General features: G+C 70.3%; 15 protein-coding genes. 11 read left to right on the top strand and 4 right to left on the bottom strand.

The window, feature by feature from the left end; translation table 11 throughout:
* Window positions 1-70: 70 nt before the first annotated feature.
* Entirely contained in the window at window positions 71-3,712 is a 3,642-nt protein-coding gene (locus OG430_RS18185; RefSeq protein WP_327353576.1) for an ATP-dependent helicase, read from the bottom strand.
* A gap of 254 nt (window positions 3,713-3,966) precedes the next feature.
* Complete coding sequence (locus OG430_RS18190) at window positions 3,967-4,323, bottom strand: MGMT family protein (RefSeq protein ID WP_327353577.1); 357 nt, start codon at window positions 4,321-4,323, stop codon at window positions 3,967-3,969.
* Window positions 4,324-4,550: 227 nt separating this feature from the next.
* On the opposite strand from OG430_RS18190, the gene OG430_RS18195 reads away from it, so the two are divergent.
* A complete protein-coding gene (locus OG430_RS18195) occupies window positions 4,551-7,259 on the top strand; it encodes a lysylphosphatidylglycerol synthase domain-containing protein (RefSeq protein ID WP_442816509.1) in 2,709 nt (902 codons plus the stop codon).
* Between the two features lie 154 nt (window positions 7,260-7,413).
* Here OG430_RS18195 and OG430_RS18200 read toward each other — a convergent pair whose 3' ends face one another.
* Window positions 7,414-8,145: a YwiC-like family protein gene (locus OG430_RS18200; RefSeq protein WP_327353579.1), complete on the bottom strand. Its 732-nt coding sequence runs from the start codon at window positions 8,143-8,145 to the stop codon at window positions 7,414-7,416.
* 236 nt (window positions 8,146-8,381) lie between these two features.
* Between OG430_RS18200 and OG430_RS18205 the strand changes: the two genes are divergently transcribed.
* The 10 genes from OG430_RS18205 (at window position 8,382) to OG430_RS18250 (ending at window position 24,746) form a co-directional block, all read left to right on the top strand.
* Window positions 8,382-12,032 (top strand): nitrate reductase subunit alpha, encoded by a 3,651-nt coding sequence (locus OG430_RS18205; RefSeq protein ID WP_327353580.1) that lies wholly within the window; start codon window positions 8,382-8,384, stop codon window positions 12,030-12,032.
* Window positions 12,032-13,597 (top strand): nitrate reductase subunit beta, encoded by a 1,566-nt coding sequence (gene narH / locus OG430_RS18210; protein WP_327353581.1) that lies wholly within the window; start codon window positions 12,032-12,034, stop codon window positions 13,595-13,597. Before OG430_RS18205 ends, narH begins: the two co-directional genes overlap by 1 nt.
* The gene (narJ, locus tag OG430_RS18215) at window positions 13,594-14,274 is read left to right on the top strand and encodes a nitrate reductase molybdenum cofactor assembly chaperone (RefSeq protein ID WP_327353582.1); all 681 of its coding nucleotides are present in this window, start codon (window positions 13,594-13,596) and stop codon (window positions 14,272-14,274) included. The genes narH and narJ overlap by 4 nt, the downstream gene beginning before the upstream one ends.
* Window positions 14,274-15,002 carry a respiratory nitrate reductase subunit gamma gene (gene narI, locus OG430_RS18220; RefSeq protein ID WP_327353583.1) on the top strand — a complete coding sequence of 243 codons (729 nt, stop codon included), beginning with the start codon at window positions 14,274-14,276 and terminating at the stop codon, window positions 15,000-15,002. The genes narJ and narI overlap by 1 nt, the downstream gene beginning before the upstream one ends.
* Window positions 15,003-15,010: 8 nt before the next feature.
* The gene (locus OG430_RS18225) at window positions 15,011-16,201 is read left to right on the top strand and encodes a TIGR04053 family radical SAM/SPASM domain-containing protein (RefSeq protein WP_327353584.1); all 1,191 of its coding nucleotides are present in this window, start codon (window positions 15,011-15,013) and stop codon (window positions 16,199-16,201) included.
* 361 nt (window positions 16,202-16,562) lie between these two features.
* Complete coding sequence (hemG, locus tag OG430_RS18230) at window positions 16,563-17,930, top strand: protoporphyrinogen oxidase (protein ID WP_327353585.1); 1,368 nt, start codon at window positions 16,563-16,565, stop codon at window positions 17,928-17,930.
* Between the two features lie 192 nt (window positions 17,931-18,122).
* Entirely contained in the window at window positions 18,123-19,646 is a 1,524-nt protein-coding gene (locus tag OG430_RS18235) for an alpha/beta hydrolase (RefSeq protein ID WP_327353586.1), read from the top strand.
* Between the two features lie 68 nt (window positions 19,647-19,714).
* Window positions 19,715-21,292, top strand: coding sequence for an alpha/beta hydrolase (locus tag OG430_RS18240; protein ID WP_442816510.1), 1,578 nt, complete (start codon window positions 19,715-19,717; stop codon window positions 21,290-21,292).
* A 219-nt stretch (window positions 21,293-21,511) separates the two neighbouring features.
* Complete coding sequence (locus OG430_RS18245; protein WP_327353587.1) at window positions 21,512-23,125, top strand: alpha/beta hydrolase; 1,614 nt, start codon at window positions 21,512-21,514, stop codon at window positions 23,123-23,125.
* Between the two features lie 58 nt (window positions 23,126-23,183).
* Entirely contained in the window at window positions 23,184-24,746 is a 1,563-nt protein-coding gene (locus tag OG430_RS18250; RefSeq protein ID WP_327353588.1) for an alpha/beta hydrolase, read from the top strand.
* A gap of 61 nt (window positions 24,747-24,807) precedes the next feature.
* Here OG430_RS18250 and moeZ read toward each other — a convergent pair whose 3' ends face one another.
* Window positions 24,808-25,986: an adenylyltransferase/sulfurtransferase MoeZ gene (moeZ, locus tag OG430_RS18255; RefSeq protein ID WP_327353589.1), complete on the bottom strand. Its 1,179-nt coding sequence runs from the start codon at window positions 25,984-25,986 to the stop codon at window positions 24,808-24,810.
* Between the last annotated feature and the right edge of the window lie 26 nt (window positions 25,987-26,012).

The following is a 26,012-nucleotide window of genomic DNA, read 5'->3' on the forward strand; positions in this document are numbered from 1 at the left end:
CTTGTGGGGACCCTGAGCCCTGGGCCGGTGGCCTTTCTCACTCCGCCATCGCTCCGCCATCACCGCACGCTCACTCCACGATGTGGCGGCCCTCGGGCACCGCGCTGCACGAGGCCTGGAAGGCGCAGTGAGTGCAGTGCTGGCCACTGGTCGGCGTGAAGCGTTCGTCCAGGACCTTGCCGGCCGCCGTGGCGAGCAGGTCGCCGACCCACTCCCCCTCCAGCGGCTGCTGCGCCTGGACCTTGGGCAGGGTCTCGCCGCCGTCCTTCTTGGCGGCCGGCTTGCGCAGCTGGACCAGTTCGGCGCCTCCCGAGGGCGGGCGGTCGCCGTCGAAGGCGGTGTCCAAGGCGCCCTCACGTACGGCCAGTTGGTAGACGGCGAGCTGGGGGTGGCGGGCGACCTCGGCGGCGGTCGGGGCGTTCTTGCCGGTCTTGAAGTCGACGACGTACGCGCGTCCTTCGGCGTCCGTCTCGACGCGGTCCATGGAGCCGCGGATGCGGACCGCGTACTCGCCGCCCGCCTCCAGGGTCACGTCGAAGTCGTGCTCGCTGGCGACGGGGGTGCGGCCCGCGCGGTCCATCACGTGCCACTGGAGGAAGCGTTCGAGCGCCACGCGCGCGTGCTCCTTCTCCTGGGCCGACTTCCAGGGGGCGTCGAAGGCGAGGGCGTCCCAGACGGAGTCGAGGCGTTCCATGAGGACGTCGAGGTCCGCGGGGGTACGGCCGGAGGCGACTTCGTCGGCCAGTACGTGGACGACGTTGCCGAAGCCCTGGGCGACGCTCGCCGGGGCGTCCGCCTTGACCTCGCGGCCCAGGAACCATTGCAGGGCACAGGTGTTGGCGAGCTGGTCGAGGGCGCTGCCGGAGAGGGCGACGGGCTTGTCGCGGTCGCGCAGCGGGATCTTGCTGTGCGTGGGCTCGTACATGCCCCACCAGCGGTACGGGTGCGCGGACGGGACCAGCGGGCGGCCGTCCTCGTCGCTGAGCGCGGCGAGCTTCGCGAGGCGCTGGGCCGCTGCCTCGCGCAGGGCGTCGGTCACGCGGGGGTCGACGGTGGTGGCGCGCAGCTCGGCGACGAGGGCGGCGACCGAGAGGGGGCGGCGGGGTCTGCCCGTTATGTCCCTTGGTTCGACGCCGAGTTCGGTGAGGAAGCGGGAGGGCTGGTCGCCGTCGTCGGCCGGGGCCTTGACGGCGGTGACGACCAGGCGGGTGCGGGCGCGGGTGGCGGCGACGTAGAAGAGCCTTCTCTCCTCTGCGAGGAGGGCGCCGGGGGTGAGGGGTTCGGCGAGGCCGTCGAGTCCGATGCGGTCGGCTTCCAGGAGGGAGCCGCGTCGCCTGAGGTCCGGCCAGAGGCCTTCCTGGACGCCGGCGACGACCACCAGGGGCCACTGCAGGCCCTTGGAGCGGTGGGCGGTCATCAGGCGTACGGCGTCCGGGCGGGCCTCACGCTTGGTGAGGGTGTCGGCGGCGATGTCCTGGGCGGACAGCTCGTCCAGGAAGTTGAGGGCGCCGCGGCCCCCTGTGCGTTCCTCGGCGCGGGCCGCGGTCGCGAACAGGGCGCAGATCGCGTCGAGGTCGCGGTCTGCGTTGCGGCCTGCCGCGCCGCCCCTTTGCGCTGCGCGCTGCAGTCTCTGGGGCCAGGGGGTGCCGTTCCAGAGGGTCCAGAGGGCGTCCTCTGCGGTGCCGCCTTCCGCGAGGATTTTGCGGGTCTCCTTAAGGAGGGTGCCGAGGCGTTGGGCGTTCCGGGCGTACGCGGGGTCGTGGGCGGTGAGTCTTTCGGGCTCGGCGATGGCCCTCGCCAGGAGGTCGTCGGAGGGGGGCGGTACTCGGATTCCCGCTGTCCTTTCCTCCTCGCGGAGTGCTCTGCCGAGGCGGCGTAGGTCTGCGGGGTCCATCCCTGCGAGGGGGGACGTGAGGAGGGTGAGGGCGGTTTCTGTGTCGAGCCAGGCGGTTGTGTCGGGCCCTGCGTCGTCGGCATCCGGCGGTCGGGGCTTGCTCAGCTCGACTGCGTCGTGGCCCGCTTCGTCGGCAGCCGGTGCCTGCGGTTCTTCGGGCACGAGTGCGTCGAGGTCTGCTTCACCGGCATCCGGCACCTGCCGCTCGCCCAGGTCGACCACCTCAAGGCCCACCTCACCGGCGCCCGGCACCTGCCGCTCGCCCAGGTCGACCACCTCAAGGCCCACCTCACCGGCATCCGGCACCTGCCGCTCGCCCAGGTCGACCACCTCAAGGCCCACCTCACCGGCATCCGGCACCTCCGCCTGCGCCCACCCGTGCCGCCCTGCGGCACGACTGCCCGCAGGGGTGGCGTCGGCAGAAGCTGTCGCCTCCGCCGCCGCCCGCAGCGCTGCCAGCAGTGTGGCCACCGCCGGCTCCTGGCTCAGGGCCAGGTCGTCGCCGTCTATTTCCAGGGGGACGCCGGCCGATGTCAGGGCGCGGCGGAAGGCAGGGATCGTGCGGGTGCCGGCGCGAAGCAGGACGGCCATGTCCGACCAGGGGACGCCGTCCTCCAGGTGGGCGCGGCGGAGGACGTCGGCGATGTTGTCCAGCTCGGTGCCGGGGGTGGGGTACGTGAAGACCTCGACCTTGCCGCCCTCCGCGATCGGCGAGAGCGCGCGGTGGCGGCGTACCGCATCCGAGGGGAGGCGGGTCAGGGGCATGCGGCGGGTGAGGCCGCGGGTGGCCTCGAGGAGTACGGAGGACGAGCGGCGGCAGGTCGTCAGGACCTCGACCGGGGCCGGGGTGCCGTCCGTGCGGGGGAAGGCGGAAGGGAAGTCGAGGATGCCGTTCACGTCCGCGCCGCGGAAGGCGTAGATCGACTGGTCCGGGTCGCCGAGCGCGACCAGGGTGCGGCCGCCGCCCGCGAGGGCCTGGAGCAGGCGGACCTGCGCCGCGTCCGTGTCCTGGTACTCGTCGACGAACACCGCGTCGTAGCGCGCCGCCAGTTGGTCCGCGACCTCCGTGCGGTGGGCGAGGAGCACGGCGCGGTGCACCAGCTCCGCGTAGTCGAGGACGCCCTGCGCGTCCAGTACGTCCAGGTACTCGGCGAGGAAGGACGCCGCCGCGCCCCAGTCGGGCCGCCCCGTGCGGCGGGCGAACTCGGCGAGGGACGCGGGGCCGAGGCCCAGTTCGCGGCTGCGCGCCAGGACCGCGCGGACCTCGTCGGCGAAGCCCCGCGTCGTCAGGCACGCGCGCAGTTCGTCGGGCCAGCGCACGCGTGCGTGGCCGGCGTTTTCCAGGTCGGTCTCGCCGGCGAGGAGGTCGCGTACGACGACGTCCTGTTCGGGACCGGAGAGCAGCCGGAGCGGCTCGGTGAACAGGTCGGCGTCCTGGTGGGCGCGGACCAGGGCGTAGCAGAAGGAGTGGAAGGTGGTGGCTTGTGGCGCCTGTACGCCGCCGATCCGGAGGGCCAGGCGGTCGCGGAGTTCCACCGCCGCCTTGCGGCTGAAGGTCAGGACGAGGATGCGCTCCGGGTCCGTGCCCTTGGCCGTCCGCGCGGCCACCGCCTCCACGAGCGTGGTGGTCTTGCCGGTGCCCGGTCCTGCGAGGACGAGGAGCGGTCCGGACGCATGGTCAACCACAGCGCGCTGGCTTGCGTCCAGATGAGGAGGATCCACCGACACCGGCGGGGTACGCACCAGTCGGTAGGCGCCGTGGCTCCTCTGACGTACAGGCGCGTCAGAACTACGCCTGTCGGAAGAAAAGGAGCTCACGTGGATCGCCGGTCCTGGTGGGTGTACTGGGTGAGGTGCGGCCTCGCGGGTGCGACGGCTGCGGTGGCTGCGAGGTGACTGGTGCGCTCGACGCTACGCCAGTGGACGGTCGGGATGCGGAGCTTCCAGGGGTTCGCCGGGCTCGCGCGGGACGGCCGTCGCGCTGCGCGCCGGGTCCCTCGTCCGGCCCACCGCGCCCGCTTCCCCCGTACGGTCCACCCATCGCCCGTACGCTGCGCCGATGCCGGAAGCTGTCATCTGTGACCGCCCGTCCGCGCAGCGCCGTCCCAGCGCGCCCGCCTCATGTCGAGGCGGTGTTCACCGGCGCCCGTCGTGCGCAGCGGAGTCGCCTCGGCGCGGTAGTGCTCCAGGGCGCGCAGCTCATGGCCGACGAGCGGCACGCCGTCCGAGCGGACCACCCGCCACCAGGGCACCGCCCCGCCGTACAGCGCCATGGCCCGTCCGACCTGCCGGGGGCCGCCCTCGCCGAGCCACTCCGCGACATCTCCGTACGACATGACGCGGCCGGGCGGGATCAGCTCCGCGACCTCGAGCACCCGCTCCGCGTAGTCCGGGATCGTCGGGATCTCCGGCAGGCTCTCGTTGCTCATCCGCCCCATGGTGCCGCACCCCACCGACAACGGGACCCGGCACGGTCCCGGCGAGGAGGTCGGCCATGGCCCCGACCACGGCGCCGGCCCCGCCACCAGCCACGGACGGCAAGGCTCCGCTTCGGTGATTGCACCCTGATGCCCCGCACTGTCAGTCGGTCATGCCACCATCGTGCGGGCGGTGACTGGTGATACGTGATCAAAAAGAGTCGACGGAGGATCAGGGAGTGCAACCCCCGAAGGACGAGGGTGCCCCTGACACTTCGGCGCGCCCTGACGCGTCCGAGCCCGACAACGGCCACGACACCGGCCACGACTACGGCCAGGAGAACGGCCACGAGAACTGCGACCCGGCCGAGGCCCGCTTCGACCGCGTAGAGGGCGACGAACCGCTGCTCCCCGCACGGGTCCACCGCCCCTCGGACCTGATGCGGATGCTCATCGGCATCCTGGCCATCGCCCTGGTGCTCGCCGTCGCGGCGTTCGCGCTCAAGACCACCTCGGGGCTCGAGGACGACATCAAGCGGGGCACCACACAGGCGCCCGACATGCTGATCAAGTTCGCGGGTCTGGCCTCCAGCATCGCGGTCCTGTTCGTGCCGGTCGCCTTCGCGATCGAGCGCCTGATCAAGCGGGACGGGCTGCGGATCGCGGACGGTGTGCTCGCGGCGGTGCTCGCGCACGGCGTCACCCTCGCCACCGATCTGTGGGTGGCGAACGGCGCACCGGATGCCATCCGGAACGCGCTGACCGAGACCAGCGTCGGCGGCACACTGACCGACCCGGTGCACGGTTATCTGGCGCCGGTGATCGCCTATATGACGGCGGTCGGCATGTCCCGCAGACCGCGCTGGCGCGTGGTGCTGTGGACGGTGCTCGCGCTTGACGCCCTGTCGATGCTGGTCGCCGGGTACACCACCCCGTTCTCGATCATCCTCACGATCCTGATCGGCTGGACCGTCGCGTACGGCACGCTGTACGCGGTCGGCTCGCCGAACGTCCGGCCCACCGGGCAGAACCTCCTCGCCGGCCTGCGGCACGTCGGGTTCCGCCCGGTCAGCGCGGCCCGCGCCGAGGAGCTGCCGGACGCACCCGACTCGGGCGACCGGGGCCGCCGCTACTTCGTCCTCCTTGAGGACGGGCCGCCGCTCGACGTGACGGTCGTGGACCGCGAGCAGCAGGCGCAGGGCTTCTTCTACCGCGTGTGGCGCCGCCTCACGCTGCGCTCGATCACCACCCGGCGCAGCCTGCTTTCGCTGCGCCAGGCCCTGGAGCAGGAGGCACTGCTCTCGTACGCGGCCATCGCGGCCGGCGCCAACGCACCGAAGCTCATCGCCACGTCCGAGCTCGGCCCGGACGCGGTGATGCTCGTGTACGAGCACCTGGGCGGGCATTCGCTGGACTCGCTGCCCGACAAGGACATCACCGACGACCTGATGCGCGACACCTGGCTGCAGGTGCAGGCGCTGCAGTCGCGGCGCATCGCGCACCGCAGGCTGGCGGGCGACGCGATCGTGGTGGATCGTTCCGCCAAGGTGATCATCACCGATCTGCGGGGCGGTGAGATCGCGGCCGGGGACCTGCTCCTTCGCATGGACATCGCGCAGCTGCTCACCACCTTCGGCCTGCGGGTCGGCGCCGAGCGCGCGGTGGCCGCCGTGGTCGCGGTGCTCGGCCCGGACGCGGTCGCCGACTGTCTGCCGCTGCTCCAGCCCATCGCACTGTCCCGGTCGACCCGCGCGGAGCTGCGCAGGCTCGGCCGCGAGCGCTCCCAGCGCCAGCGCGAGGCGGTCCTGGAGGCCTCCAAGCAGGCCAAGCTGGCGCGCGCGGAGGAGGCCGAGGCGCAGACGCCCGACCGCAAGTCGGTCAAGGCCGAGCGACAGGCCGAGAAGCGGGCGCTCGACGTGGCCCTGGACGAGGCCCGCGAGGAGGATCTGCTCACCCAGATCCGCCACCAGGTGCTGCTCATCAGGCCGCAGGCCCCAGTGGAGCCGGCCCAGCTGGAGCGGATCAAGCCGCGCACGCTGGTCAGTTTCATCGCGGGCGCGATCGGCGCGTACTTCCTGCTCACCCAGCTGACGGACATCGAGTTCGCGAAGGTCTTCGGGAACGCCGAGTGGGGCTGGGTGGCGGTGGCGGTCGCGTTCTCGGCGCTGAGCTACTTCGGGGCGGCGATGAGCCTGCTCGGCTTCGTGCCGGAGCGGGTGCCGTTCCTGCGGACGGTGGCGGCGCAGGTCGCCGGGTCCTTCGTGAAGATCGTGGCGCCGGCGGCGGTCGGCGGTGTCGCGCTCAACACGCGCTTCCTGCAGCGGTCCGGGGTGCGCTCCGGGCTTGCCGTCGCCAGTGTGGGGGCCTCGCAGCTGTTCGGGCTCGGCGCGCACATCCTGCTCCTGCTGACCTTCGGCTATCTGACCGGGACGCAGAAGACCGCGGAGTTCACCCCGTCCCGGACGGTGATCGCGGGGCTGCTGACCATCGCGGTCCTGGTGCTCGTGGTGACCGCCGTGCCCTTCCTGCGGAACTTCGTGGTGACGCGCGTGCGGTCGCTGTTCGCCGGGGTGGTGCCGCGCATGCTGGATGTGCTGCAGCGGCCGCAGAAGCTCCTTACGGGCATCGGCGGGATGTTGTTTTTGACCACGTGCTTCGTGTTGTGTCTCGACTCGTCGCTGCGGGCGTTCGGGTCGGACACGGGCACGATCAGTCTGGCCGGGGTTGCCGTGGTGTTCCTTGCGGGGAATGCGCTGGGGTCTGCGGCGCCTACGCCTGGTGGTGTGGGGGCGGTTGAGGCGACGCTCACGGGTGGGCTCGTGCTGATCGGTGTGCCCAGTGAGGTCGCGGCTCCCGCTGTGCTGCTGTATCGGCTGTTGACGTTGTGGCTGCCGGTTTTGCCGGGGTGGCTCGCGTTCAATCATTTGACCCGGAAGGGGTCGCTGTAGGGCGGGGCTGTGGTGGGGATTTTTTTCTCCCCGCCCCGCCCCTTCCCGAAATTCTGCGAAGCCTTCCGCCCTCCGGGCGGTGTCCTCAAACGCCGGACGGGCTGAATGACCGGACGGGCTGAATGACGGGCGGGCTGAATGATGGGCGGAACGGCTACGTCAGCAGCACCGTCACCAGCAGTGCCACCGAGCAGATGACCTCCACCGCGCCCACCACGGCCACCTTCAGGCCCCGCCCGGGCAGCAGCGCCGCGCGGGCCAGGTAGGCCGCGAAAGGCAGGGCCAGCCACGGGGTCAGGAAGGCCGCCGCTACGAGGGCCACCCCGTGGTACGCCACCGAGCCCCGGTAGTACGCGCGTGAGTCGCGTTCCCGGATCATCGTCTTCACGTACGGCACCGTGCCGCCGAAGTAGAGCAGGCACGCCAGCGCCGGGCGCCAGCCGTCCGCCCAGGTTCCGCCGCCGAGGTGCAGCGCGACCAGGAGCATGCCGCAGGCCGGGACCACCGCGAGCAGGCCGTTGAGGAGGGCCCGCTCGTTGTTGCGCCAGGCGTAGTACGTGTTCGCCGCGACGAACGGCGCGGCGCAGGCCGCTGCCGCCACGAGCCAGGGGTGCAGCACGGCCAGCGGCAGCCCGCACACCGCGAAGGCCGCCCCGAAGACGAGCGCCGGCCGGACATGGCGGCGCGGCGCCTTCGGATTGCGCGAGATGCGGCGCAGCCGGAGCCACTGCTGGGCGTGGAACGCCGCGATGTAGCCGAGCAGCCAGGCCGCGAGGAGGGGGAAGTGGGCCCAGCGCGGACTGCCGAGGAAAACACCCGTGGCAAAGGGCACCGCGAGCATCGCCCAGGCCCCGTGCTGGTTGGGCAGCCAGCGATTCCTGCTCACCTTGAATTCCCGTCCCGTGAAGTCTCGCGATGTCCCGAGTTGCCGACACCATGTCGGCCTTTCTCCTTGCCAGTTGAGGCCCATCCACCTTCGCACCACAAGGCCTGGGGAATTCAAGGAGGAGGTCCCGGGCCCCTGGGACTTCTGTCACCGGGTTCCAACAAATGTCCCGCATAGCCTCTTTGGGAGCCATTGGGAGCCATTCCTGATCCCGCCGATTCCGCCGGAGGACCGCGTTGCAGCAGAACCAGGGCGCCGCAGAGGCATTGATCAAGGCGGGGAGCTTCTTCAGCCGCGCCGAGGTCTCCAAGGATCTGCGCACCGTGCACCACACCGGCGGCCGCGCGGCCGACGTCTTCTACCGGGACCGCTGGAGCCACGACAAGGTCGTCTACTCGACGCACGGCGTGAACTGCACGGGCTCCTGCCGGTGGAAGGTCTACGTCAAGGACGGGATCATCACCTGGGAGACGCAGGCGACGGATTACCCGTCCGTGGGCCCGGACCGCCCGGAGTACGAGCCGCGCGGCTGTCCGCGCGGCGCCTCCTTCTCCTGGTACAGCTACTCGCCGACCCGGGTGCGCTACCCGCATGTGCGCGGCGTGCTCCTCGAGATGTACCGCGAGGCGAAGAAGCGTCTGGGCGACCCGGTCCTTGCCTGGGCCGACATCCAGAAGGACGACAAGCGCCGCCGCAAGTACCAGCAGGCGCGCGGCAAGGGCGGCCTGGTCAGGGCGAGTTGGGACGAGGCCGTCGAGATCATCTCGGCCGCGCACGTGCACACCATCAAGGAGTACGGTCCCGACCGCGTCGCCGGCTTCTCGCCGATCCCCGCGATGTCGATGGCCTCGCACGCGGCGGGCGCCCGCTTCCACTCGCTCATCGGCGCGCCGATGCTGAGCTTCTACGACTGGTACGCGGACCTGCCGGTGGCCTCCCCGCAGGTGTTCGGCGACCAGACCGACGTGCCCGAGTCGGGCGACTGGTGGGACGCCGCGTACCTGATGATGTGGGGCTCCAACGTCCCCGTCACGCGTACGCCCGACGCGCACTGGATGACCGAGGCGCGCTATCGCGGGCAGAAGGTCGTCACCGTTTCCCCGGACTTCGCGGACAACACCAAGTTCGCCGACGAGTGGATGCATCCGCACCCCGGGACCGATGGCGCGCTCGCGCTCGCCATGGGGCATGTGGTCCTCAAGGAGTTCTTCGTCGAGAAGAAGAGGGAGTTCTTCGAGAATTACGTACGTCAGTACACCGATCTGCCCTTCCTGGTGTCGCTGCAGGAGACCGCCAAGGGGCTGGTTCCCGGCAAGTTCCTGACGGCGAAGGACCTTGGTCAGGAGACCGAGAACGCCGAGTGGAAGACCGTGCTCGTCGACGACGTGACCGGTGAACTGACCGTTCCGAACGGCACGTTGGGGCATCGCTGGGGCAAGAACGAGAAGCCGGAATGGAATCTCGACCTCGGTGACACCGTCCCCCGCCTCACCCTCATGGAAGAGGGCGAGCACGCCGAGATCACCCTCCCCCGCTTCGACGAGCGAGGCGCTGGCGCGGACACGGTCCGGCGCGGAGTCCCGGTCCGCCGCGTCGGCGACCGCCTGGTCACCACCGTCTTCGACCTGATGCTCGCCCAGTACGCGGTCGGCCGCGAAGGGCTGCCGGGCGAGTGGCCCACGTCGTACGAGGACGCGTCGACGCCCGGCACCCCCGGCTGGCAGGAGACCCTCACCTCCGTGCCCGCCGCCCAAGCCGCGCGCGTGGCGCGGGAGTTCGCGCAGACCGCCGAGGACTCGGGCGGCCGCTGCATGATCCTCATGGGCGCGGGCACCAACCACTGGTTCCACTCCGAGACGATCTACCGCGCCTTCCTCGCCCTGCTCACCCTCACCGGCTGCCAGGGCCGCAACGGCGGCGGCTGGGGCCACTACGTGGGCCAGGAGAAGTGCCGCCCGGTGACCGGCTGGGCGACCCTGGCGAGCGCGTCCGACTGGGGCCGGCCGCCCCGGCACATGATCGGCGCGGGCTGGTTCTACCTCCACACCGACCAGTGGCGCTACGACACCCTGCCCGCCGAGGCCCTTGCCTCGCCCCTCGCGGACGGCCGCTTCGAGGGCATGACGGGCGCGGACTGTCTGGCCGCGTCCGCACGCATGGGCTGGATGCCTTCGTACCCGACGTTCGACCGCAATCCGCTGGAGCTGGGCGAGGCATCGCAGGACCCGGTCCAGAACGCCGTGCGGATGCTCAAGGACGGCGAGCTGGGCTTCGCCGGCGAGGACCCGGACGCGCCCCGCAACTGGCCGCGCGTGCTCAACGTATGGCGGGCGAACCTCCTGGGGTCGAGCTCCAAGGGCAATGAGTACTTCCTGAAGCATCTCCTCGGTACGCACTCCAACTTGCCGGAGGACGGGCCGCGTTGTGAGCCCAGGGACGTGACCTGGCACGAGGAGGACGTCGAGGGCAAGCTCGATCTGCTGCTCGCGATGGACTTCCGGATGACCTCGACCACGCTCCTGTCGGACGTCGTCCTGCCGGCCGCCACCTGGTACGAGAAGCACGACCTGTCGTCCACCGACATGCACCCCTTCCTGCACGCCTTCACCCCGGCCGTGGACCCGCCGTGGCAGGCACGCTCGGACTACGACGCCTTCCACGCGATAGCCAAGCGCTTCGGCGAGCTCGCGAAGGAGCATCTGGGCGTACGCCACGACCTCGTGGCCACCGCGCTGCAGCACGACACCCCCGGCGGCGAGATGGCCCAGCCCGGCGGCGTGGCGCTCGACTGGTCGAAGGGCGAGTGCGAGCCGATCCCCGGCAAGACCATGTACAACCTGGCCGTGGTCGAGCGCGACTACGGCGCGGTCGGCGAGAGGTTCGCGGCCCTCGGCCCGCTGATCGACCGCCTCGGCGTGACCACGAAGGCGATCACCTTCGACGTGGCCGAAGAGGTCGCGTACCTGAAGAGCAAGAACGGTGTCGTACGCGAGGGAGTGGCCGAGGGACGGCCGCGCCTTACGACCGCCCAGCACGCCTGCGAGGCGATCCTCTCCCTCTCCGGCACCTCCAACGGCCGCCTGGCCACCCAGGGATTCCAGACCCTGGAGAAGAAGGTCGGCACCGAACTGGCGCACCTCGCGGCCGAGGCCGAGGGCAAGCGGATCACCTTCGCGGACACCCAGGCGCGGCCCGTACCGGTGATCACGTCGCCCGAGTGGAGCGGCAGCGAGTCGGGCGGGCGCCGCTACACCGCCTTCACGGTCAACACCGAGCACCTCAAGCCCTGGCACACCCTCACCGGGCGCCAGCACTTCTTCATCGACCACGACTGGATCCACGAGGTCGGCGAGGCACTGCCGGTCTACAAGCCGCCGCTGGACATGCACCAGCTGTACGGCGAGCCGGAGTTGGGGAAGGTCGACGAGAAGACCGTCGCCGTGCGATACCTCACCCCGCACAACAAGTGGGCGATCCACAGCCAGTACCAGGACAACCTCTACATGATGACGCTCGGGCGCGGCGGGCAGACCGTGTGGATGTCGCCGCAGGACGCCGAGTCGATCGGGGTCGCGGACAACGACTGGATCGAGGCCGTGAACCGCAACGGCGTCATCACGGCCCGCGCGATCGTGTCCCACAAGATGCCGCCCGGCACGGTCTTCATGAACCACGCGCAGGAGCGCACGGTCGGCGTCCCCAAGACGGAGAAGACCGGGCGCCGCGGCGGAATTCATAACTCGCTCACGCGCGTGATGCTGAAACCGACCCATCTGATCGGCGGCTACGCCCAGTTGACGTGGGCCTTCAACTACCTCGGCCCGACCGGAAACCAGCGCGACGAGGTGACGGTCATCCGTCGCCGCAACCAGGAGGTCCAGTACTGATGCGCGTCATGGCTCAAGTGGCGATGGTCATGAACCTCGACAAGTGCATCGGCTGCCACACCTGCTCCGTCACCTGCAAGCAAGCGTGGACGAACCGCAAGGGCACCGAGTACGTCTGGTTCAACAACGTCGAGACCCTCCCCGGCCAGGGCTATCCGCGCCGCTGGGAGGACCAGGAGAAGTGGAAGGGCGGCTGGGAACGCACCCGTTCGGGTCGGCTCCGCCTCAAGGCAGGTGGCCGCCTGAAGCGGCTCGGGCAGATCTTCGCCAACCCGGAGATGCCCGAGATCGACGACTACTACCAGCCGTGGACGTACGAGTACAAGAACCTCACCGAGGCCCCGGCGGGCAACGACATGCCGGTCGCGCGGCCCGTCTCGCAGATCACCGGGGAGCCCATCGACAAGATCGAATGGGGTCCGAACTGGGACGACAACCTGGGTGGTGCGCCCGAGCACGCCACCAAGGACCCGATCGTCGAGAAGATCAACAGGCAGATCGACGGGAAGATCGACGGCCTCCGTAAGGAGGTGGGCGAACGGATCCGCATGGAGTTCGAGCAGAGCTTCATGTTCTATCTGCCGCGCGTGTGCGAGCACTGCCTCAACCCGGCCTGTGTGTCGGCCTGTCCGTCGGGCGCGATGTACAAGCGCGCCGAGGACGGCATCGTCCTCGTCGACCAGGACCAGTGCCGCGGCTGGCGGATGTGCGTGAGCTCGTGCCCGTACAAGAAGGTCTACTTCAACCACTCGACCGGCAAGGCCGAGAAGTGCACCTTCTGCTTCCCGCGCGTCGAGGTCGGGATGCCGACCGTGTGCTCGGAGACCTGTGTCGGGCGGATGCGCTACATCGGCGTGATGCTGTACGACGCCGACAAGGTGGGGGCGGCCGCCGCCGTGGAGGACGAACAGGACCTCTACCCGGCCCAGTTGGAGGCCTTCCTCGACCCGAACGACCCGGCCGTCGCGGCGGCCGCGCGGGCGAGCGGGATCACCGAGGAGTGGCTGGACGCGGCCCGCCGCTCCCCCGTCTTCGACCTGATCCGCACCTACCAGGTGGCGCTTCCGCTGCACCCGGAGTACCGCACCATGCCGATGGTCTGGTACGTCCCGCCGCTGTCGCCCGTCGTCGAGGCGGTCGCCGCGTGCGGGCAGGACGGGGAGGACGCCGGCAATCTGTTCGGCGCGATCGACGCGATGCGGATCCCGGTGGAGTACCTGGCGGAGCTGCTCACGGCGGGCGACACGTACGCCGTGGACGCGGTCCTTCGGCGGATGGCCGCGATGCGCGCCTATATGCGGCGGATCAACCTCGGGCAGGAGCGCGACGAGTCGATCGCGGCCGCCGTCGGGCTGACGGGGACCGAGATGGAGGACATGTTCCGGCTGCTCGCCATCGCCAAGTACGAGGACCGGTACGTGATTCCGACCGCCGCGCGGGCGGACGCCGACGCGCTGGCCGAGTCCCATCCCCTCGACGGTGACGCGGGCTGTCCGGTGTCGGACGAGGCGTTCGGCGCGAGCCCGGTCCTGCTGAACATGAGCCCCACGCGGAGGAGCGCATGAACGAGGAACGGGTAACTCCGGATGCCGTCGCACGCATTGTCGCCGCGCACTGTCTGCGCTACCCCGACGACCAGTTCCACGCCGCCCTCGCCCGGCTCGACGAAGCCCTCGACGGGGCGGCCACCGAACCGGCCGCACTCCTGCGTGAGTTCATCGCCCACGCGCGCGTGACGCCAGTTCTCGAACTCGCCGCGCACTACACGGACACCTTCGACACCCGTAACCGCCGCTGCCTCTACCTGACCTGGTGGACGGACGGCGACACCCGCAACCGGGGCCTGTCCCTCGTCCGCATCAAGCGGATCTACCGGGACTTCGGCCTGGAGTTCACCGGCGACGAACTGCCCGACTTCCTCCCCGTGGCCCTGGAGTTCGCGGCCCGCCACCCGGAGGCGGGCACCGAGCTGCTCACCGAGCACCGGGCGGGTCTGGAACTGCTGCGGCTCGCGGTGACCGACGCCAACACCGTCTACGCGCGCGTGCTCGAAGCCGTCTGCGCGACGCTGCCCGGCCCGTCCCCGCAGACCAAGGCGGAGGCCAAGGCCCTTGCCCGCAGCGGGCCGCCGCGCGAGGCGGTCGGGCTCGAACCGCTCGGTCCCGGCGTCGGACCGGGTGCCGAGTTCGGCCCCGGCGTCGAACTGCCCTGGCCCGTACTGCCCGAAAGGACCCCCGCCTGATGTCCCTGCTCCTGTGGGGCGTCATGCCCTACGTCGCCGTCGTGATGCTGATCGCGGGGCTCGTGTGGCGTGCGCGCTACGACAAGTTCGGCTGGACCACGCACTCCACGCAGGTGCACGAGTCACGGCTGCTGCGCATCGGCTCGCCCCTCTTCCACTTCGGGATGGCCTTCGTCGTGCTCGGGCACGTCGTCGGCCTCGTCGTCCCGAAGAGCTGGACGGACGCGGTGGGTGTCAGCGACCACACGTACCACCTGGTCGCGATCTCGACGGGCGCGGTCGCGGGCGTCGCGGCGATCACCGGCATCGGCATCCTCGTGTACCGCCGCTTCAAGGTGCCCGCCGTACGCAGGGCGACGCTGCGCAGCGACCACCTGATGTACACGTTCCTGCTCGGCGCGATGATCCTCGGCCTGGCCGCGACCGTCCTCAACTCGGCGGGCGCGATGGGCGATTACAACTACCGGGACGGCATCTCGCTGTGGTTCCGGTCGCTGTTCACCTTCCAGCCGGACTACGCGCTGATGGGGCAGGCGCCGGTCGCCTTCCAGCTGCACATTCTCTTTGGGTTCGTGCTGTTCTCGCTGATCCCGTACTCGCGTCTCGTGCACATCTTCAGCGCACCGGTGAAGTACGTGTTCCGGCCGTACGTGGTGTACCGCAGCCGGGACCCGCAGGAGCTGGCCAATCGTCCGCAGAAGCGCGGCTGGGAGCGGGTGGGCTCGTGATGCACGGCATGAATACGAAGAGGGCGAAGAACGTCGTGCGCACCCCGAAGCACTCGGTCGACGACCGGCCCTTCATCGTCATCTGGGAGGCCACGCGCGCGTGCCCGCTGGCCTGTCTGCACTGCCGTGCGGAGGCGCAGTTGGCGCGGGACCCCGAGGAGCTGGACGGGGCCGACGCGCGGCGGGTCATGGACCAGATCGCGGCGTTCGGGAAGCCGAGCCCGCTGTTCGTGATCACCGGGGGTGATCCGTTCCAGCGCGCCGACCTGACCGAGCTCATCGAGTACGGGACCTCGCTGGGCCTGCGGATCGCGGTGTCGCCGTCCGGGACACCGACGCTCACGCGGTCGAACCTGACGGCGGTGCGGGATGCGGGGGCGGTGGCTCTTTCCCTGTCCCTGGACGGGTCCACGGCCGAGCGGCACGACTCCTTCCGGGGTGTGCAGGGCGTGTACGACTGGACCCTGGACGGCTGGCGGACCGCCCGTGAGCTGGGCCTCAAGGTGCAGATCAACACGACCGTGACGCGGTACAGCCTGCCGGACCTGGCGGACATCGCGGCGGTCGTGAAGCGCGAGGGCGCGATGATCTGGAGCGGGTTCATCCTGGTCCCGACGGGTCGGGGGGAGGCGCTTTCCGCACTCGGTGCGGACGAGGTCGAGGACGTCATGCACTTCCTCTACGACGCCGGGGCCGTCATGGCCACGAAGACGACCGAGGGTCATCACTTCCGGCGGGTCGCCCTTCAGCGCACCATCCTGGCGCGGCACGGGGAGGCGCCTTCGCTGGGGCCCGTGCATGCGTCGCTGTCCGCTCGGGCCGCGGAGCTCGGGCTGTTCTCCGGGGAGCAGCGGGCCGTTCGCCGCCCTCCGATGGATGTCGGCTCCGGCCGCGGGTTCGTGTTCATCTCGCACACGGGTGAGGTGACGCCGTCGGGGTTCCTGCCGTTGTCGGCGGGCAATGTGAAGAACCATCCGCTGACGGAGATCTACCGGGGGTCGGCCCTTTTCGCTTCGCTGCGGGATCCGTCGTTGCTCGAGGGCAAGTGCGGGCGGTGTGAGTTCAACACCGTGTGCGGGGGGTCGCGGTCGCGGGCCTATGGGGTTTCGGGGCGGACGTTGGCCGAGGATCCGTGGTGTGCGTATGAGCCGGGGTCGTTCGCCTATCAGGAGGAGCTGCGGGAATTGTTGCCGGTCTAATTTCCCCCACCCCGCCCCTTCCCGTAAGGCTGCGCCGCCTTCCGCCCTGCGGGCGGTGTCCTCAAACGCCGGACGGGCTGATTCATCAGGCCTCGACCATTCAGCCCGTCCGGCGTTTGAGGACAGTCTTTGAAGCCGGCGGCAGCCTTACGGGAAGGGGCGGGGCGAAATCGTTCTTCCGGCACCGGAATTCCGACCATAAGGACGACACCCCAACCGCCCCATGGGAAAACCCTGTGGAAAGCCCGCCCCAAGGGGGCCGAACTACCCACCCCGAGGGCCGGAAGCCCTCCATTTCCCGCCTCCCCGCCTACGTACCGTAAGAACGCAGCGACCAGCGGCCCATCAAGGGAGCAAAACCATGCGCTCAGTGATCGTCATCGGCGGCGGAATCAGCGGCCTCGCCGCAGCCTGGCAGCTCCGCGGGCGGGCCGACGTCACGGTCCTGGAGAGCGACCCCCGCATCGGCGGCAAGCTCCGCACCAGCAGCGTCGCCGGCATCCCGGTGGACGAGGGCGCCGAGTCGATCATGGCGCTGCGGCCCGAGGCCGTGGAGCTCGCACAGGAGGTCGGCCTCGGCGCGGACCTCTGCGACCCGTCCTCGGCCCCCACCACCGTGTGGACGCACAGCGCGCTGCGCCCCATGCCCCGCGGTCACGTCATGGGCATCCCGACCGAGCCGCGCACGCTCGCCGGCACCGGGCTGCTCAGCGACGAGGGCCTGGAGCGGCTGTGCCGCGAGGAGGAACTGCCCGCGACGCCGCTCACCGGTGATGTCTCCGTCGCCGGATACCTCGCGGAGCGGATCGGCCAGGAAGCCGTGGACCACCTCGTCGAGCCGATGCTCGGCGGCGTCTACGCGGGCCGCGCCGACCGCCTCTCGCTGCGCTCCTCCATGCCGCGCCTCGCCGCCGTCGCCGAGCAGGGCGGCTCGATCATCGCCGCGCTGCGCCGGGTGCGCGCGGCCGGCGCCCCCAAGGCCTCACCCGTGCAGGGCGTGCGCGGCGGCACCGGGCGGCTCCCGATGGCCGTCGCCGAGGCCAGCGGCGCCCGCATCCTCACCTCCACCCGCGCCCGCGATCTGCAGCGCACCCCGGCCGGGAAGTGGCGCGTCCTCGCCGTCACCGGTGACGGGCCGCTCGTCATGGAGGCCGACGCGGTGATCCTGGCGCTTCCCGCGTACGCCGCCGGGGAGCTGCTGCGCGGTCACGCGCCGGCCGCCGACGAGGAGCTCTCGGCGATCGTGCACGCCTCGACCGCGGTCGTCACCATGGCCTTCAACCGGGCGCAGGCGCCCGTGCTGCCCGACGGCAACGGCTTCCTCGTTCCCGCCGTGGACGGGCACACCATCAAGGCCGCGTCCTTCCTCAGCAACAAGTGGGGCTGGCTGGCGGAGTCCTCGCCGGACATGTTCGTGCTGCGGGCGTCGATCGGGCGGGCCGGAGAAGAGGCCCAACTCGATGCGCCGGACCGGCACTTGATCCGTACCGCGGTGTCCGAGCTGCATCTTGCGGCGGGGCGGATGGGTGAGCCTGTCGCGGCTCGGGTCACTCGGTGGACGCGGGGGCTGCCGCAGTACGGCGTGGGGCATGCGGATCGGGTTTCGCGGATTCGGGAATCCGTGGGCAAGCTGCCCGGGGTCGAGCTGTGCGGCGCTTCTTACGAAGGTGTGGGGGTGGCTGCGTGTGTGGCCACGGGGCGTGCGGCTGCTCGGCGGCTGGCCGAATAGAGATTTGGCCCGCCCCGCCCCTTCCCTGAATTCTGCGAAGCCCGGGGCTCCGCCCCTGGCCCCCAGATCGGCCTGCGGCCTCTGTCCTCAAACGCCGGACGGGCTGAATGAACGCCGACCGGGCTGACGGGTGATCACCTGTACGGCCCGCGCCCCGAGCGCCCCACCTGACCCCACCGCAGGATGGGACCCATGCCGATCCCGCGCCGCCGCGCCGCCATGGCCGCCCTCGCCTCCGTCGCCCTCCTGACCGCCACCCTCGGGGCCTGCAGCGACACCAAGGCCGAGGACCTTCCCTCGCAGAAGCTGAGCTGGAAGTCCTGCCCCGCCCCGGACGCGGCCCAGGGCGGCGGCGAGGCGCCGGGCAAGGAGTGGGAGTGCGCCGGGATGAAGGCGCCGCTCAGCTGGGACGACCCCAAGGGCGACACCATCGACCTGGCGCTGATCCGGGCCAAGGCCAGCGAGAAGGGGCAGCGCATCGGGTCGCTGCTCTTCAACTTCGGCGGGCCCGGCGGCTCCGGCGTACTCACGCTGCCCGCGTTCGGCGAGGACTACGCGAAGCTGCGTACGCGCTATGACCTGGTCAGCTTCGACCCGCGCGGGGTCGGCCGCAGTGCCCCCGTGAAGTGCGAGGACGACGCCCAGCTGGACGCGTACTACCAGCAGGACTCGACGCCCGACGACGCCGCCGAGGAGCAGACCCTGGTGGAGGGGGTGAAGACCTTCAACGGTGCGTGCGAGGAGAAGTCCGGCAAGGTGCTGCCCCATGTGCGGACCACCGATGCCGCCCGCGACATGGATCTGATGCGGCAGGTGCTCGGCGACGACAAGCTGCACTACTTCGGAATCTCGTACGGGACCGAACTGGGCGGCGTCTACGCCCACTTGTTCCCCAAGAACGTCGGGCGGACCGTCTTCGACGCCGTCGTCGATCCGACGCAGACCCCCGAGCAGGGCTCCCTCGGGCAGGCCAAGGGCTTTCAGCGGGCCCTGGAGAACTACGCCAAGGACTGCACCTCGAAGGTCGAGGACTGCCCGGTCGGCGACACCGCCGAGGAGGTGCAGACGAAGATCGCAGGCCTGCTGAAGGAGCTGGACGCCAAGCCGCTGCCGGGTGCCGGCGAGCGCAAGCTGACCCAGACCACGGCGACCAACGGCATCGCGCAGTCGCTGTACTCGCAGGACTTCTGGCCGTATCTGACGGAGGGCCTGGAACAGGCCTATGACGGCGACGGCAAGATCCTCATGACGCTCTCCGACTCGATGAACGGGCGCTCCCCCGACGGCTCGTACAGCAATATCCAGGCGGCCAACATCTCCATCAACTGCTCGGACGACAAGCCCCGTTACACGGTGGCCGACGTCAAGGCGAAGCTGCCCGAGTTCCGCAAGGTGTCGCCGCTGTTCGGCGACTACCTGGCCTGGGGCATGGTCAGCTGCACCGACTGGGCCGTGCCGGGCGCATCGGACCATCCGGACGTGAGCGCCGGCGGTTCGGCACCGATCGTGGTCGTCGGCAACACCGGGGACCCGGCGACGCCTTACGAGGGCGCGAAGAAAATGGTCGACGCGCTCGGCAAGGGCGTCGGCGTCGAGTTGACGTACAAGGGGCAGGGGCACGGCGCGTACGACAGCGGCAACAAGTGCGTGCAGGACGCCGTGAACGGCTATCTGCTGGACGGCAGGTCGCCCGCGGCCGGCACTGTCTGCGGCTAGCAACGTGGAGGCGCACATGCGGCGCCCGTACGATGGCCGGACTGTCGCTCCAGGGGGGAAGTCCGTCAATGGCAGGTTTCGTACGCACAATTCCTGTACGTCCCATAGTCGGGGCCGTGTTGGTCGCCATGCTCGCCGTCGGCTGCGGCAGCGGCGGGTCGGACAAGGGCGAGGGCGACGGCAAGGGCTCCGCGGAGCCCTCCGCGAGCAAGGCGGCCGACAGCGAGACCACCCCCGCACCCGAGCAGATCAAGCTGCCCGCCGCACTCACCGGGCAGAAGCTGGACTGGGGCCGCTGTGACAGCGCGGCGGGCGGCAGTTGGCAGTGCGCCACCATGAAGGCGCCGCTCGACTACGCCAAGCCCGACGGCGAGACCATCGGGATCGAGCTCGTGCGCAGCAAGGCCACCGGCTCCTCGGGGCGCCTCGGTTCGCTGCTCTTCAACTTCGGCGGGCCCGGCGGCTCCGGTGTCTCCGGGCTGCCGCCCTTCGAGCCCGCGCTCGGCGCGCTGCACGAGCGCTACGACCTGGTGAGCTTCGACCCGCGCGGCGTCGCGGCGAGCGAAGGGGTGCGCTGCCGGGACGACCGGGAGCTGGAGAAGTCCTTCACCACGGTCGACGTCACCCCGGACACGGCCGCCGAGGAGAAGGCGTACTTCAAGGACGCCGCCGACTTCGGCGCCGGCTGCGAGCGCCGGGCCGGGAAGGTGCTGCCGTACGTCGCCACGACCGGCGCCGCACGCGACATGGACCTGATGCGGCAGGTGCTCGGCGACAAGAAGCTGCACTATCTCGGATTCTCGTACGGGACCGAACTGGGCGGTGTCTACGCCCACTTGTTCCCCAAGAACGTGGGCCGGATGGTCCTCGACGCGGTGGTCGACCCGAGCGCGGACTCGGTGGGGCACGCCAAGAACCAGACGACCGGGTTCCAGCGGGCCCTGGAGAACTACCTCAAGTCCGAGGGCGAGGACCCGAAGCAGGGCACCCGGGACATCGCCGCCCTGCTCAAGCGGATGGACGCGGAGCCGCTGCCCGCGACGGACAGCCGGGAGCTCACCGAATCCCTTGCCGTCACCGGCATCACCGCCGCGCTGTACAGCGAGAGCCGCTGGCCGGAGCTGACCGACGCCCTCTCGGCGGCCAGGGACGGACGGGGCGGCCCGCTGCTCACGCTCGCCGACTCCTACAACGACCGTGAGCCGAGCGGCCGTTACGGCACCCAGAGCCACGCCCAGCGCGCCATCTCCTGCGCCGACGCCAAGGGCCGTCCCACGCCAAAGGAGGCCAAGGCCTCGCTCGCCGAGTTCCGGAAGATCTCGCCCGTCTTCGGCCCGTTCCTCGGCTGGGACACCGCGGGCTGGTGCCACGAGTGGCCGGTCGAGGGCGAGTTCGAGACGCCCGAGGTGAGCGCGCCCGGCGCGGCACCGATGCTGGTCGTCGGCACGACGGGCGACTCGGCGACGCCGTACGAGGGGGCCCGCAAGATGGCCGACGAGCTGGGCGAGGACGTGGGCGTACTCCTGACGTTCAAGGGCGAGGGGCACGGCGCGTACGCGAGCGGCAACGCCTGCGTGGACTCGACCGTCAACGACTATCTGCTCGATCACGAGGTGCCCGAGGACGGGAAGGTCTGCTCGTCCTGATCCAGGGCCTCGTCCTGAACCAGGACCCCGTCCTGAACCAGGACCCCGTCCTGAACCCGGACCTCGACCTGATCCAGGACCGCTGACACCGGTGCCGTAGGTCCCGACCGGCCGGGACCTACGGCCCGCCGAGGCAACCTCCGAGTGCTTTTACTCTTCATTTACATAGATGAGGCGGCACGCGACAGTGCCCCTGGGGTGGAAGAGCAGGACACCGGCATGGCCAACAAGTTCATACGCGTCGGCGTCCTCGCCACGGCGCTCGCCGTGGTCACCCTGGCGAGCTGCGACGACGGTGGCGCCGCCCGCTCGGGCAAGGCGCTGGGCAAGGCGGCCGAGCCGCCCAAGGAAGCCAGGAACCCCGAGCCCCGGCTGCCCGGGGCGCTGACCGGACAGCAGCTCAAGTGGTCCGCCTGCCCCGCCCCGTCCAAGGCGCAGGGCGGCGGGGACGCCCCCGGCGGCGATTGGCAGTGCGCCACCATGAAGGCGCCCCTCGACTACAAGAAGCCCGACGGCAAGACCATCGACGTGGCCCTGATCCGCCAACAGGCCACCGGCCCGGACCGCCGCATCGGCTCCCTCGTCTTCAACTTCGGCGGCCCCGGCGAGTCCGGTGTGGCGACGCTGCCCTGGGCCACCGAGGAGGACTACGCGGACCTCGGCGCCCGCTACGACCTGGTCAGCTTCGACCCGCGCGGCGTCGGCAACACCATCCCCGTGAGCTGCGGCGCCGGTTCCGAAGACAGCACGGACGGCGAGGACATGGATGTGGAGGCGTACAACACCGCCTGCGAGAAGCACTCCGGCGACGTCCTCGCCCACGTCGGCACGTCGAGCACCGCGCGGGACATGGATCTGCTGCGGCAGACGCTCGGCGAGGACAAGCTGAACTACTTCGGGATCTCGTACGGCACCGAACTCGGCGGTGTCTACGCCCACTTGTTCCCGAAGAACGTGGGCCGCGCGGTCCTCGACGCCGCCGTGGACCCGACCCTGGACCAGGCGGAGATCGCCCTCGGCCAGACCAAGGGCTTCCAGCTGGCGCTCGACCACTTCACGAAGGACTGCGCCGAGAACCACACCTCCTGCCCCACCGGCACCGACCCGGCGAAGAGCAACGACCGCCTCAAGGCGCTCCTCGACAAGCTGGACGAGGACCCGGCGAAGACGGACGACGGCCGCGAGGTCACCTCCGACATCGCGCTGACCGCCATCGCCAATTTCCTGTACGGCGGCGAGGACGCCTGGGAGTACCTGGTGGACGCCCTGCGCGAGGTGAAGGAGAGCGGCACCGCCAATGAACTCCTGCAGTCCGCCGACGAGTACAGCGGCCGTTACGAGACGGCCCTGCGCCCCGGCCCCGGCAGCCGCCCCGGCCTCCGCCCCCGGAGCAAGGGCGAGCCCACCGCCAACAACTCCGAGGACGCCCTCACCGCGATCACCTGCGCCGACTCCGACCAGCGGTACGACGACTTCGAGGTCGACGACCTGATCCCCAAGTTCGAGAAGGCCTCGCCCATCTTCGGCGAGACCGACGCGATGACCCTGTACACCTGCCTGGACTGGCCGGTGGAGGGCGAACGCTCGACCCCGGACGTGAGCGCCGAAGGGGCCTCGCCGATCCTGGTCATCGGCAACACGGGCGACCCGGCCACCCCGTTCGAGGGCTCGAAGCGGATGGCGAGGGAGCTCGGCGAGGGGGTCGGGGTGCATCTGACGGTGCGGGGCGAGGGACATGGCACGTACGGCGTGAACGGGTGCGCGACGAAGAAGGTCGACGCGTTCCTGCTCGACGGCAAGGTGCCCGAGCACGGCGCCACCTGTGACGCCTGAGCCGCGCCGCACGCTTCATCGACGTACCGCAAAAAGATCACAAGGAGCAGCAACACACATGGCGACTCTCATACGGTCCGCAGCACTCGCTGCCGCGACCCTGCTGGCCGTCACGGCCGCAGCCGGCTGCAGCAGCGGCGCGAAGGACGAAGGGGCGCCGTCCAAGTCCCCCACGAGCCAGGAGAAGAACGGGGATGCCGAGCCCGGCGCACTGCCCGCGGCCCTGACCGGCCAGCAGCTCGACTGGGCCGGCTGCGAGGCACCGTCCGTGGCGCAGGGCGGCGGCGACGCCCCGGGCAAGGGCTGGGAGTGCGCGACCATGAAGGCGCCCCTGGACCATGCGAAGCCGACCGGCGAGACCATCGAGATCGCCCTGATCCGCAAGCAGGCCACGGACAAGGACAAGCGGATCGGCTCGCTCGTCTACAACTTCGGCGGCCCCGGCGGCTCGGGCGTCGCGACCCTGCCGTGGGCGGCGGAGGAGTACGGCGACCTGGGCGAGCGCTATGACCTGGTCAGCTTCGACCCGCGCGGCGTCGGCGACACGATCCCCGTCAAGTGCCTGACGGACAAGGAGATCGACGAGGAGCGCGCGACCGACGAGGACGCCCCTCGCAACGCCTCCGAGGAGAAGGAGTTCCTCCAGGACGACAAGGAGTACTCCGAGACCTGCGAGCAGAAGAGCGGCAAGTACCTGCCGTACGTCGGCACGAAGGACACCGCCCGCGACATGGACCTGATGCGGCAGGTCCTCGGCGACAAGAAGCTGAACTACTTCGGCATCTCGTACGGCACCGAACTGGGCGGCGTCTACGCCCACTTGTTCCCGAAGAACGTCGGGCGGACCGTCTTCGACGCGGTGGTCGACCCGACCGCGGACACCGTGCGCAGCTCCATCGACCAGATCAAGGGCTTCCAGCTCGCGCTCGACAACTACCTCAAGAGCACCGGGCAGGACCCCAAGACGGGGAGCGAGAAGCTGGCCCGGCTGCTCGACCGGATCGAGGAGAGCCCGCTGCCCACGGACACCGGCCGCAAGCTGACCCGCGGCGGCGCGACGACCGGCATCGCCAGTCTGCTCTACGCCGAGAAGTACTGGGACTGGCTGACCCAGGCCCTGGACGAGGCCGAGGCCGGCACGGGCAACCAGCTGCTCAGCTATGCGGACCAGTACCTCGACCGCGACGAGAAGGGCCGCTACTCCAACTCGACCACGGCCATGGGCGCGATCCGCTGCGCGGACACCAGCGAGCGCCTCACCATCGCCGACGCGAAGAAGCACATGGCCGAGTTCGAGGCGGCCTCCCCCGTCTTCGGCCGGGACTCGGCCTGGGGCCTGGTCAACTGTGCGCACTGGCCCGTCAAGGGCAGCACCGTGCACCCCGTGGTGTCCGCGCCCGGCGCCGACCCCATCGTCGTGATCGGCAACGCGGGCGACCCGGCGACCCCGGTCGCCGGCGCCAAGAAGATGGCGGCGGAGCTCGGCAAGGACGTCGGCGTGAACATCACGGTGCAGGGCGAGGGCCACGGCACGTACGGCGTGAACTCCTGCGCCACCAAGGCGGTTGACGGCTATCTGCTGGACGGCAAGGTCCCGTCGGACGGGCTGACCTGCAAGTAGGCACACGTAATCGGGGCCCGTCCGCGCGCTGCGGACGGGCCCCGATTACGTACAACAGGTACTAGTAAACCGGCTTGTCGGGCTCGATCTGGTGGACCCAGCCGATCACGCCGCCGCCGACGTGCACCGCGTCGGAGAAGCCCGCGTTCTTCAGGACGGCCAGGACCTCCGCGGAGCGGACGCCCGTCTTGCAGTGCAGGACGATCTTCTTGTCCTGCGGGAGGCCTTCGAGGGCGGTGCCCATCAGGAACTCGTTCTTGGGGATCAGCTTGGCGCCGGGGATCGAGACGATCTCGTACTCGTTCTGCTCGCGTACGTCGATGATCTCGATGTTCTCGCCCTCGTCGATCCACTCCTTGAGCTGCTTGGGAGTGATCGTCGAGCCGAGCGCGGCCTCCTGGGCCTCGTCGGACACGACGCCGCAGAAGGCCTCGTAGTCGATGAGCTCGGTGACGGTCGGGTTCTCGCCGCAGACCGCGCACTCGGGGTCCTTGCGGACCTTGACCTGGCGGTACTGCATCTCCAGGGCGTCGTAGATCATCAGGCGGCCGACCAGCGGGTCGCCGATGCCGGCCAGGAGCTTGATGGCCTCGGTGACCTGGATGGAGCCGATCGAGGCGCAGAGCACACCGAGGACGCCGCCCTCGGCGCAGGAGGGAACCATGCCCGGCGGGGGCGGCTCCGGGTAGAGGCAGCGGTAGCACGGGCCGTGCTCCGACCAGAACACGCTCGCCTGACCGTCGAAGCGGTAGATCGAGCCCCACACGTACGGCTTGTCGAGCAGCACGCACGCGTCGTTGACCAGGTAACGGGTCGCGAAGTTGTCCGTACCGTCAACGATCAGGTCGTACTGGGAGAAAATGTCCATCACGTTCTCGGCCTCGAGCCGCTCTTCGTGAAGGATCACGTTCACATACGGGTTGATCCCGAGCACCGAGTCCTTGGCGGACTGCGCCTTGGAGCGGCCGATGTCCGCCTGGCTGTGGATGATCTGGCGCTGCAGGTTCGACTCGTCGACCTCGTCGAACTCCACGATGCCGAGCGTGCCCACGCCGGCCGCGGCCAGGTACATGAGGGCAGGCGAGCCCAGGCCGCCGGCGCCGACACACAGCACCTTGGCGTTCTTCAGCCGCTTCTGCCCGTCCATCCCGACATCGGGGATGATCAGGTGGCGGGAGTACCTGCGGACCTCGTCGACGGTGAGCTCTGCAGCAGGCTCAACCAAGGGTGGCAGCGACACGGGGACTCCGTAGATCGTTGGTATTG

The organism is Streptomyces sp. NBC_01304 (genome assembly GCF_035975855.1).
GTDB lineage: Bacteria > Actinomycetota > Actinomycetes > Streptomycetales > Streptomycetaceae > Streptomyces.

Excerpts from the sequence above, each read along its gene's own strand:
- OG430_RS18190 (WP_327353577.1), bottom strand. The coding sequence starts at position 4,323 with ATGAGCAACGAGAGCCTGCCGGAGATCCCGACGATCCCGGACTACGCG.
- OG430_RS18250 (WP_327353588.1), top strand. The coding sequence starts at position 23,184 with ATGGCGACTCTCATACGGTCCGCAGCACTCGCTGCCGCGACCCTGCTG.
- OG430_RS18245 (WP_327353587.1), top strand. The coding sequence starts at position 21,512 with ATGGCCAACAAGTTCATACGCGTCGGCGTCCTCGCCACGGCGCTCGCC.
- narI (WP_327353583.1), top strand. The coding sequence starts at position 14,274 with ATGTCCCTGCTCCTGTGGGGCGTCATGCCCTACGTCGCCGTCGTGATG.
- hemG (WP_327353585.1), top strand. The coding sequence starts at position 16,563 with ATGCGCTCAGTGATCGTCATCGGCGGCGGAATCAGCGGCCTCGCCGCA.
- OG430_RS18225 (WP_327353584.1), top strand. The coding sequence starts at position 15,011 with ATGAATACGAAGAGGGCGAAGAACGTCGTGCGCACCCCGAAGCACTCG.
- narH (WP_327353581.1), top strand. The coding sequence starts at position 12,032 with ATGCGCGTCATGGCTCAAGTGGCGATGGTCATGAACCTCGACAAGTGC.
- narJ (WP_327353582.1), top strand. The coding sequence starts at position 13,594 with ATGAACGAGGAACGGGTAACTCCGGATGCCGTCGCACGCATTGTCGCC.
- OG430_RS18240 (WP_442816510.1), top strand. The coding sequence starts at position 19,715 with ATGGCAGGTTTCGTACGCACAATTCCTGTACGTCCCATAGTCGGGGCC.
- OG430_RS18235 (WP_327353586.1), top strand. The coding sequence starts at position 18,123 with ATGCCGATCCCGCGCCGCCGCGCCGCCATGGCCGCCCTCGCCTCCGTC.